At 52.0% G+C, this 16,075-nt stretch carries 13 protein-coding genes, 2 pseudogenes and 1 riboswitch; of the genes and pseudogenes, 6 read left to right on the top strand and 9 right to left on the bottom strand.

Annotated features, from left to right (window positions below; genetic code table 11):
• Positions 1 to 38 precede the first annotated feature (38 nt).
• The 5 genes and pseudogenes from hmpA (at position 39) to R3E63_01700 (ending at position 5,092) form a co-directional block, all read left to right on the top strand.
• Positions 39 to 1,208: pseudogene (gene hmpA / locus R3E63_01720) on the top strand (NO-inducible flavohemoprotein).
• A 77-nt stretch (positions 1,209 to 1,285) separates the two neighbouring features.
• Positions 1,286 to 1,723, top strand: coding sequence for an Rrf2 family transcriptional regulator (locus R3E63_01715; protein ID MEZ5538679.1), 438 nt, complete (start codon positions 1,286 to 1,288; stop codon positions 1,721 to 1,723).
• A 59-nt stretch (positions 1,724 to 1,782) separates the two neighbouring features.
• A riboswitch (S-adenosyl-L-homocysteine riboswitch) is annotated at positions 1,783 to 1,869 on the top strand.
• Positions 1,870 to 1,949: 80 nt separating this feature from the next.
• Positions 1,950 to 3,362 (top strand): adenosylhomocysteinase, encoded by a 1,413-nt coding sequence (gene ahcY, locus R3E63_01710; GenBank protein MEZ5538678.1) that lies wholly within the window; start codon positions 1,950 to 1,952, stop codon positions 3,360 to 3,362.
• Between the two features lie 13 nt (positions 3,363 to 3,375).
• Positions 3,376 to 4,125, top strand: coding sequence for a 16S rRNA (uracil(1498)-N(3))-methyltransferase (locus R3E63_01705; protein MEZ5538677.1), 750 nt, complete (start codon positions 3,376 to 3,378; stop codon positions 4,123 to 4,125).
• Positions 4,126 to 4,153: 28 nt separating this feature from the next.
• Positions 4,154 to 5,092, top strand: coding sequence for a homoserine kinase (locus R3E63_01700; protein MEZ5538676.1), 939 nt, complete (start codon positions 4,154 to 4,156; stop codon positions 5,090 to 5,092).
• A 5-nt stretch (positions 5,093 to 5,097) separates the two neighbouring features.
• Here R3E63_01700 and R3E63_01695 read toward each other — a convergent pair whose 3' ends face one another.
• Positions 5,098 to 7,299: a GAF domain-containing protein gene (locus tag R3E63_01695; protein ID MEZ5538675.1), complete on the bottom strand. Its 2,202-nt coding sequence runs from the start codon at positions 7,297 to 7,299 to the stop codon at positions 5,098 to 5,100.
• 62 nt (positions 7,300 to 7,361) lie between these two features.
• On the opposite strand from R3E63_01695, the gene R3E63_01690 reads away from it, so the two are divergent.
• Positions 7,362 to 9,626, top strand: coding sequence for an adenylate/guanylate cyclase domain-containing protein (locus R3E63_01690; protein ID MEZ5538674.1), 2,265 nt, complete (start codon positions 7,362 to 7,364; stop codon positions 9,624 to 9,626).
• Between the two features lie 43 nt (positions 9,627 to 9,669).
• Here R3E63_01690 and R3E63_01685 read toward each other — a convergent pair whose 3' ends face one another.
• The 8 genes and pseudogenes from R3E63_01685 to znuC form a co-directional block, all read right to left on the bottom strand.
• Positions 9,670 to 10,530, bottom strand: coding sequence for a FecR family protein (locus tag R3E63_01685; protein ID MEZ5538673.1), 861 nt, complete (start codon positions 10,528 to 10,530; stop codon positions 9,670 to 9,672).
• Positions 10,531 to 10,582: 52 nt separating this feature from the next.
• Positions 10,583 to 11,050, bottom strand: coding sequence for a hypothetical protein (locus R3E63_01680; protein ID MEZ5538672.1), 468 nt, complete (start codon positions 11,048 to 11,050; stop codon positions 10,583 to 10,585).
• The gene (locus R3E63_01675) at positions 11,026 to 11,442 is read right to left on the bottom strand and encodes a hypothetical protein (GenBank protein MEZ5538671.1); all 417 of its coding nucleotides are present in this window, start codon (positions 11,440 to 11,442) and stop codon (positions 11,026 to 11,028) included. The genes R3E63_01680 and R3E63_01675 overlap by 25 nt, the downstream gene beginning before the upstream one ends.
• Positions 11,443 to 11,474: 32 nt before the next feature.
• On the bottom strand, positions 11,475 to 12,782 hold the full coding sequence (locus tag R3E63_01670; GenBank protein MEZ5538670.1) for a CDC27 family protein: 1,308 nt from the start codon (positions 12,780 to 12,782) through the stop codon (positions 11,475 to 11,477).
• A gap of 47 nt (positions 12,783 to 12,829) precedes the next feature.
• Positions 12,830 to 13,620, bottom strand: a pseudogene (locus R3E63_01665) (SDR family oxidoreductase).
• A 25-nt stretch (positions 13,621 to 13,645) separates the two neighbouring features.
• Positions 13,646 to 14,437, bottom strand: coding sequence for an enoyl-CoA hydratase-related protein (locus R3E63_01660; GenBank protein MEZ5538669.1), 792 nt, complete (start codon positions 14,435 to 14,437; stop codon positions 13,646 to 13,648).
• Entirely contained in the window at positions 14,434 to 15,228 is a 795-nt protein-coding gene (locus tag R3E63_01655; GenBank protein MEZ5538668.1) for an iron chelate uptake ABC transporter family permease subunit, read from the bottom strand. The genes R3E63_01660 and R3E63_01655 overlap by 4 nt, the downstream gene beginning before the upstream one ends.
• Positions 15,221 to 16,012: a zinc ABC transporter ATP-binding protein ZnuC gene (gene znuC, locus R3E63_01650; GenBank protein MEZ5538667.1), complete on the bottom strand. Its 792-nt coding sequence runs from the start codon at positions 16,010 to 16,012 to the stop codon at positions 15,221 to 15,223. The genes R3E63_01655 and znuC overlap by 8 nt, the downstream gene beginning before the upstream one ends.
• Positions 16,013 to 16,075: the final 63 nt, after the last annotated feature.

Genomic DNA, 16,075 nt, shown 5'->3' with positions numbered 1-16,075 from the left:
AAAATAAATCTTACAAACCCAACGCGAGGAGCGATGCAATGAATGAAGCACAACGAGCGATTATCAAATCCACCGTGCTTGCTGCTGGAGTCTGGCGGGAAGCGTTGATTAACCATTTCTACAAAACCATGTTGGGTGAATACCCAGAAGTGCGCCCGCTGTTTAATCAAGCGCATCAACAGAGTGGTGCGCAACCGCGCGCGGCGCTGGCGCACAGTGTGCTGATGTATGCCAAACACATTGATAACTTGGGCGCATTAAGGATCTGCCTGCGCAGATCGTCCAATAGCGCTCTGTTGCTTTGCAGGTGCAAGCGGATCCAGTACCCTATTGTTGGTACTTGTTTGCTGCGCGCCATTCGTGAGAGTGCTGGGGCCTGAGATTGCCACGGAAGAAGTGTTGGCAGCATGGGCGACAGCGTATCAACAACTGGCGAATATTTTGATTGCGGCTGAGCGTGAAGTGTATGACCGTACGGCAGCTGCAGAGGGCGGCTGGCGTGAACGCGTTCAAAGTCGAAAAGAAAGTCGAAAGTGCGGAAGTCACTTCGTTTTATTTAACGCCTGCCGATGGCGGCAGGTTATTGCGCATTACCGGGGCAGTACATTGGTTTGCGTGTGTTGATCGAAGGCGAAGAGCAGCGCCGCAATTATTCACTGTCGGCACCCGCCAACGGACACAGCTTGCGTATCAGTGTGAAGCGCGGCGGCAAAGTCTCCAACTATTTGCATGATCAGGTACAAGTGGGTGACACCTTGCGCGTATTTCCACCGGCAGGACATTTCACGCTGCAAGACAGCAACAAACCCTTGGTGTTGATCAGCGGCGGTGTCGGTATCACACCCACTTTGCCGATGCTGGAAACTGCACTAGCGAGCCAGCGTCCAGTAATTTTTATTCACTGCGCCCGCGATCGCTCAGTTCATGCGTTTCGTGAAAGCATTGATCGCTTTACTGCCGAACACCCCCAACTCACGCGCTATTACTGCTATGACAATGCTGTGCCAGAAGACAAAGTGGATGCTGAAGGCTATTTAACCGAGCAGCATTTGGCTGAATGGCTGCCCGCTTCGCGCGATGTGGACGCTTACTTCCTCGGTCCGCGCCCTTTTATGCGCAACCTGAAGCGCTTGCTGAAACATTTGGGCGTACCTGACAAACAAGTGCGCTACGAATTTTTTGGTCCAGCGGAAGCGTTAGAAGGTTGAGAAGCCGTTGGCAACATTTCGGTGGCGCGTGCTGTACCATCGCCCACCCTAGGTGAAACGCCGAGGGGATTGCCGTCATGCAATTAACACGCTTTACCGATTACTGCCTGCGCGTGCTGATGTATCTCAGCCACAAACAGGAGCTCGCCACCATTGCAGAATTGGCGCAAGCCTACCGCGTGTCAGAAAACCATTTGATGAAAGTGGTGAACCATTTGGCGCGCAAGGAATACATCAGCACCGTGCGCGGTAAAGGTGGCGGTGTGCGATTGGCGCGGCCAGCCGTAGAGATCAACCTCGCCAATGTGATTGAAGACTGCGAAGTCACGCAGGGTGCTGTCGAATGTATGCGCGAGGAATATGACGGTAGTTGCCCGCTCACGCCGCGCTGCGAACTGCGGCGCGCACTTTATGGCGCGCAGCGTGCGTTCCTCGATCACTTGCGCCAGTTCACTCTGCAAGACCTTGCAGCCAACAGTGGCGTGCAGCGGGTGTTGTTGCAGGAGTCACATTAATCCATACCTTACGGGCGTAGTGTTTCCCGCAACACTTGCTCAGGCTACAATCCGCCTCCCCTGAGGAGCGCTGCAACGCAACGGTTTAGCCGATTGCGCCAGGCTCAGCTTTCACGGCTCTGCCGTCAAAACTGCGCTCGCTAAACCCGTACCGCGGTTGGCGAGTGCTACTGTTCAGTTGTGCTTACTCCACCGCGTTATTTTTCAAACCTTTGGAGAATGACGCATGTCAGCTAAAAAAACACCCGCTGCTAAAACAGCAACAGCTAAAACTAAACATGACTACAAAGTGGCCGACATTGCGCTCGCTGCTTGGGGTCGCAAAGAAATGGATATTGCCGAAACGGAAATGCCCGCGTTGATGGCATTGCGCGCGAAATATGGCAAGAAAAAACCCTTGAAGAACGCAAAAATTCTCGGCTGTATCCACATGACGATTCAAACCGCCGTGTTGATTGAAACGCTGGTGGAATTGGGTGCCGAAGTGCGCTGGTCCTCGTGCAATATTTTCTCGACGCAAGATCACGCGGCGGCTGCGATTGCCGCTGCCGGTATTCCGGTGTTCGCTTGGAAAGGTGAAACTGAGCAGGAATACGATTGGTGTATCGAGCAAACCATTTTGAAAGATGGCAAGCCGTGGGATGCCAACATGGTGTTGGATGACGGCGGCGACTTGACGCTGATGCTGCATCAAAAATATCCAAAAATGTTGGAAAAAATTCACGGTATCACCGAAGAAACCACCACAGGCGTACACCGCTTGCAAGAAATGTTGGCAAAAGGCGAATTGAAAGTGCCGGCAATCAATGTCAACGATTCTGTCACTAAATCGAAAAACGATAACAAATACGGCTGCCGCCATTCTTTGAATGATGCGATCAAGCGCGGCACCGATCATTTGCTCGCCGGCAAAAAAGCGCTGGTGCTCGGTTACGGTGATGTGGGCAAAGGTTCTGCGCAATCGCTGCGTCAGGAAGGCATGATTGTCAAAATCAGTGAGATCGATCCAATCTGCGCGATGCAAGCGTGCATGGACGGTTACGAAGTGGTGTCGCCGTACAAAAATGGCGAAAACACTGGCAAAGCGGACGGCGTAGACGCAGCCTTGCTCAGCTCATTGGATTTGGTGGTAACGGCGACCGGCAATGTTGATGTATGCGATAAACACATGCTCAAAGCACTGAAAAGCGGCGCGGTAGTGTGCAACATCGGTCACTTCGACAATGAAATCGACACCGCTTTCACGCGCAAAAATTGGCGTTGGGAAGAAGTGAAACCGCAAGTACATAAAATTTATCGCAGCAAAAAAGCGGATGATTTTTTGATTCTGTTGTCGGAAGGTCGCTTGGTGAATTTGGGCAATGCGACAGGTCACCCATCGCGCGTGATGGACGGCTCTTTCGCCAACCAAGTGTTAGCGCAAATGTATTTGTTTGAGCGCCGCTTTGCAGATTTGGAAAGTTCACTGAAAGCCAATCAAATCAGCGTCACGGTATTGCCGAAAAAATTGGACGAAGAAGTAGCAGCACACATGGTGCGCGGTTTTGGCGGCGTGATGACCAAGTTGACCAAGCAGCAGGCGAGCTACATCGGTGCTGCAGTGGAAGGCCCGTTCAAACCTGATAGCTACAAATACTAAAAGTAGCATTGCGATGCGCATCACGCGCTTGTGTGTTGAGCAACCGTTGGTGGCGGGCAGTGAATTGCTGCTGCCAGCGGACGCTGCGCACCATTTGAGTGTGGTGTTGCGCGCAAAAGTTGGGCAGGCTGTCATTTTATTTGATGGCGTAGGTAACGAAGCGCATGCGCACATCACAGAATGCACGCGCAAAGCTGTCACGGTACAAATTGAAAATGTTTCAGCGGTGAATCGTGAATCGCCTTTACATATTCATTTGGCGATAGGCGTTTCGCGCGGCGAACGCATGGATTTTGTTTTACAAAAAAGCACCGAGCTGGGTGTGAGCAGCATTACGCCGCTGTTGTGCGAGCGCACTGAAGTGCGTTTGAGCGATGAGCGCCGGCAGAAAAAACACGAGCAGTGGCAAAAAATTATTGTCAGTGCTTGCGAGCAGAGTGGCCGAACTTTTTTGCCAACTTTGCATGTGGCAAAAAATTTTAGTGCATGTTTAGCAGAAGACAACAGTGAACAACGGTTTGTGTTGCATCATCGCAGTGACAGCGCATTACCAGCGGTGCAAGAAAAACCGCGCAGTGTGTTGTTGTTAATCGGCCCCGAAGGCGGTTTGTCGGAGGATGAAATTGCTGTGGCATTAGCGGCGAATTGCCGCGCACTGACTTTTGGCCCTCGCGTGCTGCGTACCGAAACAGCACCCTTGGCGGCAATCAGTGTGTTGCAATATCAGTGGGGCGACTTTGCTTCACTGCCACAAACAATTTAATAACAGTTTTTGAGCAAAGGCAGCGAGCATGGCGTTTTACACAGCCTTAGATGAAAAAGAATTATTGGCGCTGTTGCGCGGCTATGGTGTGCAGGCTTTGTCGTCTTGCGTTGGTGCCAGCGATGGTATCGAAAACAGCACTTATTTTCTGCAAGCCGAAAAGCAACAATGGATTTTGACCATTTTTGAAGAAATCAGTGCAGAGGAATTGCCATTTTTTGTGCGCCTGATGGATTGGTTATTTGCAAAACAGTTGCCGGTAGCGCATGCCTTGGCCGATGCGAATGGCAAAACGCTGCACGCGTTGTCGGGCAAGCCGGCACTGTTGTTTCCGCGTTTATCGGGCAAACATCCGCGCAGCATGACAGTGGAACAGTGCCGCGCTATCGGCGATTTTCTCGGCCGCATGCACGCAGCCAGCCAGCATTATCCTGAACAGCGCGCCAATCATCGCGGCACAGAGTGGATGCGTGCAGCGCGTGAACGATTGGCTTCTTGTATCAATGCGGAACAAAAAGATTTATTGGATGCGCAAATTGCCAACGCGGTGCAGGTGCGGGTATTGAATCTGCCAACGGGTTTAATTCACGGCGATTTATTTCATGACAACGCATTGTATGAAGGTGATGCATTGTGCGGCGTGATTGATTTTTACAATGCCTGCACGGATGTGTTGGCGTTGGATTTAGCGATCGTGATTAACGATTGGTGCGTGTTACCGGATGGCGGCATTGAACAGGAACGCTACAGCGCCATTGTCTATGCGTATCAACAACATCGCGCATTGAACGAATTAGAAAAGACGCACTGGCAGGCAATTTTGCAATTGGCGGCATCGCGGTTCTGGGTATCGCGTTTGTTGTCAGAAAAATTGCCCGCGCGACCCGATATGGTGCACGCGCACAAACCATCAGCAGAATATTTTGCGCGTTTACAATTTCACGCCAGCCAGACGCTATCACTGTAAGCGGTTTACGCTGTTAAAAACTCGCGCGCATCGGTGATGTCGAGTTGCTCTGGCAGCAGAGCATCATGCGCGTATTTTTCCCACACGCGGCTGCGCACAAACAATTCGTAGAGATCAGGGTCGATGTGGTTGTCGTTGCGCATTTTTTTCAAAATGCCCAGCGCCATACTGATTTTCATCGGCTGTTTGTAAGGGCGATCGCGTGAAGTGAGTGCTTCAAAAATATCGGCAATCGCCATCATGCGCGCGGGCAGTGACATCTGTTCACGCTTCAAGCCACGCGGAAATCCAGTGCCGTCCATTTTTTCATGGTGGCCGCCAGCGTATTCCGGCACGCGGCGCAATTTTTTCGGAAACGGTAGTGATTCCAACATATCTATCGTCACCGCCATGTGATTGTTGATCACGCTGCGCTCTTCGCTGGTCAGCGTGCCGCGATCAATACACAGGTTGTAAACTTCTTCCTCAGTCAACATCGGTTGCGCTTGATTGCTCGCGTCCAACCATTGCAGTTGTGCAATTTGCTGCACGCGCGCTTTCGCTTCCGGCGCCATGAATTCGCCACCTTTATTAGCGGTAGTGATGAATTGTCTATCCGCTTCTAATTGTGCTAACTCCTCATCCAGTTGTGTTTGCAATACTGTTTGCTGCGCTGGGTCTGCAAGAACAGCTTGATAAAACGCGGTCATTTTTTGTTGGCGCAGTGCAGCAAAGCGCACATGAATGGTTTCTATGCCATCACGCATTAAATGCAATTTGGTGGCTTTATCTAACACAGAATCTGGCGTGGATAATTTGCCGCAATCGTGCAGCCACGCCGCGACGCGTAGTTCATACCAGTCGTCATCGTTGAGGGTGAAGTCGTGAAAGACGGTGTCGTCATCGTTGGCAGCTTGCGCAATCATTTCCATCAACACCGGCACTTTTTGGCAGTGCGCGGAAGTGTGTTGAGACTTGGCATCAATAGCTTGCGCGATACAGCGAATAAAGGCATCCAACAGATTTTTTAATTCTTGCACCAGAATTTGATTGGTGAGTGCAATGGCAGCATAAGAAGCGAGAGCATTGACCAACGATTCAGTGCGCTCAGAAAAGGAGACAATCGCACCAGTATGTGTATCGCATGCGTTAATTAGCTGTAAGACGCCAACGACATCATTCTCGTGATTGAGCAGCGGCACAGCGAGAAAAGAACGCGATTGATAACCGGTTTGTTGATCGAACGCGCGCGTGCCAGAAAAATCAAATTGCTGGTCACTATACGCATCAGCAATGTTGATCACTTTTCGTTGCAGTGCAGCACAGGTGGCAACATTGTGTAAATTTTCACTGCCATCTTCGTTGTACAGTGAAATGGGTGGTAATGTTACAGCACTGCCATTGCGCCCACCCATGTTGATATTGAGCGTATCGTTTAATACCAATGCAAATTCCAAGCGCGGTTGTTGCAAATCATCTTTCAACAAATACAGCGTGCCGCCGTCAGCGTGTGTGAGTAATTTTGCTTCGTGCAAAATGCGCTCAATTAACGCGCGGGTGTTGGGCTCTGCTGATAATTCGATCAATAAATCTTTTTGCTGTTCTGCCAGCATTTGATTGTCGAGTGCAATCGCCGCAAAAACAGATAACGCTTGCACGGCAGGTTCCAGCGCAGGCAAAAACTCTATCGTGTTGCCGGTTTCATCTTTGGCGTTAATCAACTGCATCACGCCGATAATACGGCCGTTGTCGCCGATTAAAGGCACAGAAAGAAAAGATTGTGAGCGATAACCGGTTTTTTGATCGAAGGCGCGTGTGCCAGAAAAATCAAAGCGCTGATCGCTGTAAGCATCGGCAACATTAATTAATGCGCGGTGATGGTAGGCGCAGGCAGCAATATTGCTTTTGTTGAGTGCGCGCGCATTGTTTTGTGTAATAAATAAAGATACGGCAGGAAGATTACTGCTTTTGCCTTGGTGGGTTTCCATACCGATACCGAGCGTGCGATTGCGCACAATGACAAAATCTAAATGGTCGTCATTGCCGTTGTTGTCTTGTCGTACGAGATAAAAAGTACCGCCATCGGCCTGCGTAATATCCATTGCTTCTGCAAGAATTATTTCGCAGAGGCGATAAACATTCTTTTCGGCAGCAATTTTTTGTGCAATTTGTAACAGGCGGCGATACAGCGAGATAGACATGTCGGAATGTGGCGTTGTGCTGGACATGACAAGAACCAAAGTGGTGAACGGCGAGTTCGTATTCTAGCAGTGTCGTTGTTGAGTCGAGGGTGTCTGATGCCCGTATACTGCCCGCTGGGCGGTATTCTTTTGATAGCACGATGCGTTTATTTTCACGGAAAAAATTACACGAAGTGCGCGCCATTATTGCGCTGGGTATTGTGTTGGCGCTGCTGATGGTGGGCGCACAATTCTCGACGGGTTACGCCAGACAATTATTGGATCGTCTCGATCTCATGTTGTACGACCTGCGCTTCAATGTGCTGCTGCCTTACAGCAAGCCCGCTCCTTCGGCACAACCCATTGTCATCATCGACATCGACGAGCGCAGCTTGAAGGAAGTGGGCCACTGGCCGTGGAGCAGAAAAGTGGTGGCCGAACTGGTTGATAAACTGGTGGCGGCGGGCGTGGTCAGCATCACCTTCGATGTGGTGTTCTCCGAGCCAGAAACCAATATGGCACAGGCATTGGCCGCCGCGCAGCCCGCCAGTACGCCGCTGGCGCAATCGCTAAAAGCCTTAGAGTCTGCGTTCGATTACGACAGCAAAATGGCGACCAGCATCGGTAAAACCGATGTGATTTTGGGTTACATCCTTCATCGCGGCGATTTCCGCACAGGCGTGATGCCAGAAAGTGGTATCGACATGGCTGCCGATGCCGTGATGCAAGCGCCGGTTGAGCGCATGGGTGGCTACACGGCGAGTATCCCGATATTGAAGGACGCAGCGCGCGGGCAAGGGTTTATTAACGGCGATCCTGACCCTGACGGCACGGTGCGTCGTGCGCCTTTGGTGTTGCGTTATGGCAATCAGTTGTATCCCAGTCTGGCCATGCAAACAGCCATGACTTACTTGCTGCTTGATATAGCGACGCCCAGTGTGATCGACGGCAATATCCAAGGCTTCACTTTGGGCGATAAACAAATCCACACTGATGCCAAAGGGCAGATGTTGGTGCCATATCGTGGCCGCCAAGGCAGCTTTCCCTATGTTCCTGCGGTGGACGTCTTGCAGGGTAAGGCGGATCCTAAATTGCTGTCTGGCAGCATCGCCATGGTGGGCACTTCAGCAATTGGCTTGGTGGATTTGCGAACCACGCCGGTGGGGGCGATGTATCCAGGCATTGAAACACAAGCCACTTTGGTGGATGCGCTGCTGCGTGGTGCTGCGCCGTACAAACCGGATTTTGCGGCGGGTGCTAATGCGGTGGCAATTTTCTTGCTGGGCTTATTGCTTGCTATTTTGCTGCCTTTTTTGGGGCCAGCGATGATGACTCTGCTCGGCACGCTGTCGATGACATTGCTGGTCGCAGGCAATGTGTGGCTGTGGCAGGAGCGCGGCTTAGATATGCCAGTTTCCGGCCCGTTGCTAACGGTAGCCGCGCTCTATGTCATCAACATTGCGTTTGGTTTTTTTACGAGTTCGCGGCAAAAAGAACAGATACATGGCATGTTTGGCCAGTATGTGGCGCCTGCGCATATTGATCGCTTATTGGGTGATCCGGCGGCGCTCAGTTTTGAAGGCGACAGTAAAAAAATGACGGTGTTGTTTTCGGATATTCGCAATTTTACCAATATGTCAGAAACACTGTCGGCAACGGATTTGAAAAATCTGCTCAATCGCTACTTTACGCCGATGACAGAAATTATTTTTGAGCAACAAGGTACGATTGATAAATATGTCGGCGATATGATCATGGCGTTTTGGGGCGCGCCTTTAGATGATCCGCAACACGAAAAACACGCAGTGCAAGCGGCAATGTTGATGCAAAAAAAACAAGCGGCATTGCGTGATGAATTCCAGAAGATTGGCTTGCCCGCTATTTTTACCGGCATTGGCGTCAACACGGGTTTTATGAATGTCGGCGACATGGGATCCACTTATCGCCGCGCTTACACCGTGTTGGGCGATGCAGTAAACCTTGGCTCGCGTTTAGAAAGTATTACCAAATTTTACGGTGCATCTATCTTAGTGAGTGAATCCACTTATGCAGCAACGCGCGACGATTTTGTCTGGCGCGAAGTGGATTACATGCAGGTAAAAGGCAAAAAAGAGCCGATTTATGTGTATGAGCCGTTAGCAATAAAGGCCGATGCCAGTGATGAGTTGTTGCGTCATGTGCAGCAGTACAGCGTAGCGCGTGCAGCGTACTTGGCGAAAGATTGGCAACAGGCACAGCAGTTATTTTCACAACTCAAAGAAGAAGCAAAAGATTTTCGCGCCCTGTGCAAAATTTACTTGCAGCGCATTGCCCAGTATCAGACAGAAGGGGTGGCGGAAGATTGGTGTGGCGTGTGGCAGCACACGGAAAAATAAAAAAGGCCGACAGAGTCGACCTTTTTTGCGCTGCTAACCTTGGTTAGCACTGGTACGGGTTTTGTTGGCAATGGCATTGCAGGTCATTCGGGCCACAAGCACTGCCGCTGTCGCTACTTCCCCCCGTTGGTGTACCTGGTGCTGCACCATCTCCCTGAATTTCTGGCGGCAGGTCATTGATGATGTTGATGACATCACCGCCCGCATCAATGCGCGCACCGTTATCGGTGGTTTCCCATGTTGCGCTGTCAGGAATGTTGGGCAGGATGCCGCGCAGGTAATCCAATACATCGGCTGGTGGTGTAGCAGGCTTGGTGGGTGCGCCCCCGGCGTTAATCACGGTACCCAAGCCAGGTTGCGTCAATACTTCGGTGCCGCCCGCCAAGCCATTCACGACCACTTGGCCGTTGCGCAGAATAACAATCGAGCTGCCGCCATCACGCACATACACATCAAACACCGTGCCGCGAATACCGAGCGTTGCTGTCGGTGTGTTCATCGAATAAGTGGACTTGGCGATTTGACCAGAAATCGTGCGCAGACCACCTTTAACCAGTGACAGCACCGCTTCGTCTTTCTTGTCGCCTTTGGCCGCTTGGCTGTAGGCCTTCACTTCAAACTCGGCATTGGCACCGAGGGCGATCATCGCACCGTCTTTCACGCGCATTTGCAACTGGCTTTCGTTGCCTGTGGTGATGCGGTCGCCGACATAAATATCCGAGCGGCGGCTCAGTGTGCGTGCTGCGTCACTGGCTTGCTGCGCGGAGGCTTGGCCGTTGGCGAGCAACACCACGCCAGCAGGCTGCGTGTTGGCGTTAACGACCAGAGCTGCACTTGCCAGCGCGAGTACGAAAGCAGAGAGGATGCCGTAGCGGTGGAATGGGTTTTTCATACTGATTTTCACAAGGGTCTCTCCCTAGGTTTCCATTAAAAGTCATAGCGTAAAGAACGCAGGTCTAATCGACGCCAATGCCAGGTTCGCAATACGGCTCGTTGGGGCTACAAGAGCTACCACCACCTCCGCCGCTACTTCCACTGCCACTTATGCTTCCAGGTGTGGCGGGAATAGCGCCGCTACCCTGAATTTCAGGCGGCAGGTCATTGATGATGTTGATGACATCACCGCCAGCATCAATGCGCGCGCCGTTATCGGTGGTTTCCCATGTCGCGCTGTCAGGAATGTTGGGCAGAATGCCGCGCAGGTAATCCAAGACATCGGCTGGTGGTGTGGCAGGTTTGGTGGGTGCGCCACCGGCGTTAATCACGGTACCCAAGCCAGGTTGCGTCAACACTTCAGTGCCGCCCGCCAAGCCATTCACGACCACTTGGCCGCTGCGCAGAATAACAATCGAGCTGCCGCCGTCGCGCACATAAACATCAAACACTGTGCCGCGAATACCTAGCGTGGCAGTGGGTGTGGACATGGAATAGCTGGACTTAGCGATCTGCCCTGAAATTGTGCGCAAACCCCTTTCACCAGTGACAGCACGGCTTCGTCTTTCTTGTCGCCTTTGGCCGCTTGGCTGTAGGCCTTCACTTCAAACTCGGCATTGGCACCGAGCACGATCATCGCGCCGTCTTTCATGCGCATTTGCAACTGGCTTTCGTTGCCCGTAGTGATGCGGTCGCCGACATAAATATCGGAACGGCGGCTCAAGGTGCGTGCCGCGTCGCTGGCTTGCTGTGCGGATGCTTGGCCATTGGCGAGCAATACCACGCCAGCGGGTTGCGTGTTGGCGTTTACCATCAATGCGGCGCCTGTAAGCGCGAGCAGCAGTACTGACAGAATGCCGTAGTGGTGTAATGGGGCTTTCATGTTAATTTTCATGAGAATTCCCCTCATGTTGATTAAAAGCTATAACGCAGGCCGGTTTGCAGACGGGTGCGCTCAAAGGAATAGTAATCTACATCGCTGTCGTTATCGCCGTAGACCAGCTCGGTGTGCACGCGCAACGGCTTGCTCAACTGCCAGTTCCAACCGACAGACAGTTGGTGGAAGTTGTCGTCACGCGTTTGCAGGAAGAAAGGATCCTCACCGCGTTGATGGGAATTTTGTACATAGGCGCGAGCGAACAACTGGTGACTAGTGCTGATGTCGTAACTGGCGTTGTAGTAGAGGCCTGTAAATAGGCGGGCATTGTTATTGCCGCGCGAATGGAGGGCATCTTCGCTGCCCAACATCACGCCGAGACTTTGTGCGAAAGCGCCATCTTGACGCTGAATAGCAAAGTTACCGAGGTATTGGTTGATGTCACGCAGACCGTCATCTGGGTATTTCACACGGTTGAGATGTAAGGCGCTGTAAAAGCTCCAGCTGCCGTAGTTATAGTGCGTCCAATCAACAGACAAACCGTAGAAGTTTTGAAAGTCTGAATCGCTGAGGCGGTAATCCTGCGCGGTGAAGGTGGCGCGCACTTGGTCTTTGCCCCACAGTTTGACTAAGCCAACGCTGCCACGGTAGGCATTGTTGTCGAAGCGGTCAGAGCTGAAGTTATTGCGTGCGGTATAGCGGCCGCGTGCCTCAAAGCCGGTGTCGGCGCTCAAAGGCTTGTAGTAGTCAACACCTGCTTGTACATAGTCATACATATCGGACTGTTTGTTCGCTTGCCTGTCCAGCAGGATGAACGGATCCGATGTCGCTGTTGCTGGGTCGAAAGCCGGATTGGCAATGCTGTTGGCTGAAGTGGCGGAATTGACATTGTTGTCGTGGCCGATACCGGCCTCAACAAAACCGTTAATCGTGCCGTTTCGTGCTTGCCCCATGCGCGCCAAGTAGTGGTTCACTTCACGCATGATGTAAGCGGGCGGCTCGCTAATTTTGACAGCATTCAACTGACGCAGGGCGCTGTGTTCATCACCCAATTGGTAGTAAGCCTTGCCCAGAGCCAGCCGTGCGCGCGTATGGGCGGGTTCTGCCATCACCACGCGCTCCAGTGCGAACTGTGCCTCGTTGTATTCGCCTTGGTCGTAAGCCAACAGACCGTACAGATAATCAAACTCGGGAACGGCTTCCCAATCGGCACGCATCTTCTGTGCGTGAGCCCAAGCTGCTGCTGGGCGAGTCATTTCACTGTGCAGTACGGCCAGCTCGTTGGCATCTACTGCCCAAGCGGTGCCGGAGGTCAAAGCCAGAGCCAATACGAGGGGTTTAGACATCTTTCCATGTGTGTGCTCACCTTTAAAAGGGCAAATAAAATAGGCTCTTAGTGCTGTGCGTTGCCAGCATCTAAAAACGCAGGTTTTTCACCGCCACCGTGTACCAACAAACTGCTGCCGCTGATGTAACTAGCTAGAGGTGATGCTAAAAAAGGCAGGCGTTGCCGATATCTTCCGGCGTTGCCAATCGGTTTAAAGGGACGGTTGCTGCCACTGCAGCAATGCCTTGCTCATCACCGTAATGCAGGTGTGCCTGCTCGGTGCGAATCATGCCACAGGTAACCGCTACAACGCGAACCCGAGAAGCCCACTCTACCGCCAGTGATCGAGTGAGATTGAGCAAACCCGCTTTCGCCGCACCGTAAGCTGCCGTGCCAGGAGAAGGGCGTTCGCCGGAGACACTGGCGATGTTGATAATCACGCCGCCTTCGGCTTGTTCTTGCATCACGCGATTCGCCGCTTGCGCAAAATTGAGCGGCGCCAATAAATTCAGCGCGATGATTTTTTCTGAGAAACGCGGACTGGCTGTCGCCGCGTCGGTGTGCGGCGCGCCACCGGCATTATTGATCAGCACATCCAATCTGCCGAACGAATTTTTCGCGTAATCAACCACATTTTTGATTTGTTCGACATCGCGCACATCGGCAGCGACGAAATGCGCACGATTGCCGCTCACTTCTGGCAGTGATTCCAGCTCGCTGCGGCTGCAAATCACGACTGTTGCACCTTGCGCTAAAAAGCAACGCGTGATGCCTAGCCCCACGCCTTTGCCGCCACCGGTGATGATGACGACTTTGTTTTTGAAAGTGCTGCCTGAGTGAGAAAAAATTTCAGTCATGGTTATTCGTTCCTAAATAAAAAAATTATTCGCCAGTAAAAATGGGTGTACGTTTTTCGAGAAAAGCGTGGATGCCTTCTTGCCCATCGTGACAGGTAGAAAGGTGCGAAATGGATTGCCCTTCCAATGCCATTTGCGCTTCAGGGCTGTTGCTGAAACTGGTGAGCAATAATTGCTTTACTGTGCCAATCGCTTGTGTTGCACCACTGGCCAGAGATTGCGCCAATGCACGCGCTTCTAGTTGCAATTGATCAGCGGGGCAGACACGAGAAATCATGCCCCACTCCAGTGCTTCTGCCGCTGTTAGTTTTCGATTGCCTATCATCAATTCTTGCGCGCGACGCAACCCAACTAAACGCGGCAAAAAATAACTCGCGCCGCCGTCTGGGCTGAGACCGGCTGCGGTGTACGCCATGGCAAATTTTGCATTGTCGGCGGCCAACACAAAATCGCCCGCCATCGCCAAACTAAAACCTGCGCCGACTGCCGCGCCGTTTACTGCGACAATCAAGGGTGCGCGCATATGCAGCAGCGCACTGACGGCAGCGTGTAAGTGATCGGTTAGTTGATGCAATTTCCCGCCGATAGCATCGCCAAAATCAGCAAAGGCTTTTAAGTCGCCGCCGCTAGAAAAAAATGCGCCTGCACCGGTCAAAATCACCGCGCGAATATCTTTATCTTGCGCGCATAGGTTGGCGACTGCTTGCAATTCTTCGCCCATTGTCATGTTCATACTGTTGGCAGAACTGGGGCGATTCAGTGTTATCGTCGCGATATGGCTTTCAATAGAAAAAAGTAAAGTAGAATAATTTTTCATAAAAATTTTCGTAAATAACTTGCTAATAAAGTGTTGAGAAAAAATCCCCCAGCGATCAATACAATCGAAGGGCCGACAGGGCTGTTGCTAAACCACGACAACAACAAACCGCCAATCACCGCGAGTGCTCCAATGACAGCGGCGGTGCACGCCATTTGCTCAGGCGAGCGCGCATAGCGTTGCGCAATCGCGGCTGGAATAATCAGAAGTGAAGTCATCAATAATACGCCGACCACTTTCATCGCCACGGCGACGACGAGTGCCATCATCATCATTAGCAGGGTGCGTGTGCGTGCGACAGCAATACCTTCGGCTTGTGCTAACTCTTCGTGTACGGTGATTGCAACCAAGGGCTGCCACAAACGCCATAACACAACACACAACACGATAATCAATGCGCCCAAACCCAACACTTCTTGTTGAGAGACCGCGAGCAAATCGCCAAACAGCAATGCATCCAAGTTGACGCGCAAATTGGGCAGTGTGGCGAGCAACACCAAACCGCCGGAGAGTAAAGTGTGCGACAAAATACCGAGCAGTGTGTCGGAAGAAAAACGCGATTGCTGCTGTAAGCCTGCTAATAAAACAGCGAGTGCAATACCGGCACCAATCACGGTAAGTGTGATTGGTAGTTGCAACCACAAACCGAGCGCCACACCGAGCAGCGCACTGTGCGCCAAACTTTCACCGAAATACGCCATGCGTTGCCACACCACGAAACAACCGAGCGGTCCGGCAATCAACGCGGTGCCGATACCGGCGAGCAGCGGCAACCACAACAACTCAATCATGCGCGCAACCTTGATGCACATTGCCGTGTACATCGTGATCGTGATCGTGACGATGCGTGTACACCGCGAGATCATCGGCAATGTGTTTGCCAAATAATTGCAAATACTCGGGATGCCGGCTGACATGCTCAGGTTTGCCTTGGCAGCAGATGTGACGATTCAAACAAATCACGGTGTCGGTGGCGGCCATCACCAAATGCAAATCGTGCGACACCAATAAAACACCGCAGTGATAACGCGCGCGTAAATCTGCAATCAAGCGATACAAATCTACTTGTCCGCACACATCTACACCTTGTGCGGGTTCGTCCAAAACCAGTAAATCGGGTTTGCGTAGCAGTGCGCGCGCCAATAAAACGCGTTGTAATTCGCCGCCCGATATTTGATGCAAGGATTGTTGCGCCAATGCTGCAACACCAGTTTCGTTCAACGCTTGTTGTATCTGTGCCGGTGTTGCGTTGGTTTGTTGCAAGAAGCGTTGCACCGTCATCGGCAGTAATGGATTGAGCGCCAATTTTTGTGGCATATAACCGATGCGTAAATCGCGGTGGCGGGTGATGCTGCCGCTGTTCGGCGCGATAAAACCGAGCAGTGTTTTTAACAGTGTGGTTTTACCTGCGCCATTGGGGCCGATGATGGTGACGATCTCGCCCGCGTGCAAATCCAACTGAATGTTGTCCAGCAGCAGACGATCATCCACACGCACGCAAACCTGCTGTGCCGACAACAACAACGCAGGCGATGGCCGTGTTTCAGTGGGGTGTGAGGGGGCGTGCGTGGACATGGCGCGATGCAGTGAACGAAAGGAGGCGATAATAACAAAATGCCTGAAATCCTGTGGCGCGAA

The sequence above is a fragment of the Pseudomonadales bacterium genome (assembly GCA_041395665.1).
Taxonomy (GTDB): domain Bacteria; phylum Pseudomonadota; class Gammaproteobacteria; order Pseudomonadales; family UBA7239; genus UBA7239.
This window is presented reverse-complemented; position numbering and strand designations above follow the sequence as displayed.

Coding starts and splice junctions, on each gene's coding strand:
- R3E63_01655 (MEZ5538668.1), bottom strand. CDS start 15,228: ATGATTGAGTTGTTGTGGTTGCCGCTGCTCGCCGGTATCGGCACCGCG.
- R3E63_01670 (MEZ5538670.1), bottom strand. CDS start 12,782: ATGTCTAAACCCCTCGTATTGGCTCTGGCTTTGACCTCCGGCACCGCT.
- R3E63_01675 (MEZ5538671.1), bottom strand. CDS start 11,442: ATGAAAGCCCCATTACACCACTACGGCATTCTGTCAGTACTGCTGCTC.
- R3E63_01660 (MEZ5538669.1), bottom strand. CDS start 14,437: ATGAAAAATTATTCTACTTTACTTTTTTCTATTGAAAGCCATATCGCG.
- ahcY (MEZ5538678.1), top strand. CDS start 1,950: ATGTCAGCTAAAAAAACACCCGCTGCTAAAACAGCAACAGCTAAAACT.
- znuC (MEZ5538667.1), bottom strand. CDS start 16,012: ATGTCCACGCACGCCCCCTCACACCCCACTGAAACACGGCCATCGCCT.
- R3E63_01700 (MEZ5538676.1), top strand. CDS start 4,154: ATGGCGTTTTACACAGCCTTAGATGAAAAAGAATTATTGGCGCTGTTG.
- R3E63_01680 (MEZ5538672.1), bottom strand. CDS start 11,050: ATGTCCACACCCACTGCCACGCTAGGTATTCGCGGCACAGTGTTTGAT.
- R3E63_01715 (MEZ5538679.1), top strand. CDS start 1,286: ATGCAATTAACACGCTTTACCGATTACTGCCTGCGCGTGCTGATGTAT.
- R3E63_01695 (MEZ5538675.1), bottom strand. CDS start 7,299: ATGTCCAGCACAACGCCACATTCCGACATGTCTATCTCGCTGTATCGC.
- R3E63_01705 (MEZ5538677.1), top strand. CDS start 3,376: ATGCGCATCACGCGCTTGTGTGTTGAGCAACCGTTGGTGGCGGGCAGT.